The following is a 1036-nucleotide window of genomic DNA, read 5'->3' as shown; positions in this document are numbered from 1 at the left end:
GGAGTCTTGGATCCAGACCCCCAGGGCATGTTTGCGGCCCTCCAGATCCACCCCAATCGCCAGGTAAGCCACCTTGGTGGTGACCACCCCGTTGTCCTTGATGCGCAGCCGCAGCCCGTCGATGTAGAGGATCGGATAGACCTCCTCGAGCGGGCGGGCCTGCCAGGCCTTGATCTCATCGACCACTACGTCGGTGACGTTGGAGATCAACTCCCGCGACACCGCAGCGCCGTACACCTCTTCGAGGTGTGCTTCGATGTCGCGGGTAGTCATTCCGCGCGAATAAAGCGACAGCACAACGGAATTGATGTTGTTGAGCCGGCGGGTCTTCTTCGGCACGATCGCCGGCTCGAACGACCCGTTGCGATCACGCGGCACCGAGATGTCGACCGGGCCGTTAACCGTGCTCACCGTCTTCGAGCTGAACCCGTTGCGCGAATTGCCCGAGCCGCGCCCGGCCGGATCCCCGGATTCGTAACCCAGATGGTGGGTCATTTCGGTCTGCAGCGAGCGTTCCAGCACCGCCTTGGTCAATTCGTTGAGCAAACCCTCCGCGCCGTCGATCGGGGTGCCCGATTTCACCGCATCCTTGATCAGCGAATCCAGCGTCTCCGCCGAGAACGTCTCCGCCAGCCGCCGCGCCGCCGACTTCTCCTGAGCCGGCGACTGCGTGGTCTTCGTCACAAAACACTCCTTCTGTCCGCCCGAATGGCGATCCGATGATGGACCACCCCGGACTTACACAGATGGAATGACACGCCCGGTCAGCCGGGCCGAAGCCTCCCGGCGAGTGAAGGAGGCGACCGATCTGGGGCCGCGGCGCGGGTTGACCGGTGAACCGCTCGAGCCGCTCCTGCCTGCTACCGCGGCCGCCCAACGCGACGGCAGGCTGGGTGGCGGGCAAGTGGCGGTGATCCGCCGCTTCTTCCACCGCCTACCCGGCTGGGTGGACTTCGCCACCCGCGCCGCCGTCGAAGCCGACCTGGCCGACAAGGGCGGTCACTTCCGCCCCGAACACCTGGCCGAGCTCGCCGAG

The 1036-nt window shown here is 65.6% G+C and carries 2 protein-coding genes; one reads left to right on the top strand and one right to left on the bottom strand.

What is annotated here, in order from left to right; genetic code table 11:
• On the bottom strand, positions 1–633 hold a 633-nt coding region (locus HMPREF0591_RS29915; RefSeq protein ID WP_040624555.1), incomplete at its 3' end, for an IS256 family transposase.
• A 118-nt stretch (positions 634–751) separates the two neighbouring features.
• On the opposite strand from HMPREF0591_RS29915, the gene HMPREF0591_RS29910 reads away from it, so the two are divergent.
• A partial coding sequence (locus tag HMPREF0591_RS29910) for a DUF222 domain-containing protein (RefSeq protein WP_007172636.1) occupies positions 752–1036 on the top strand: 285 nt, incomplete at its 3' end.

Origin of the sequence: Mycobacterium parascrofulaceum ATCC BAA-614, assembly GCF_000164135.1 — a bacterium.
Classification (GTDB): Bacteria; Actinomycetota; Actinomycetes; order Mycobacteriales; family Mycobacteriaceae; genus Mycobacterium; species Mycobacterium parascrofulaceum.
Note: the sequence above shows the minus strand (reverse complement) of the source record. Positions and strands in the feature narration are given on the sequence as shown.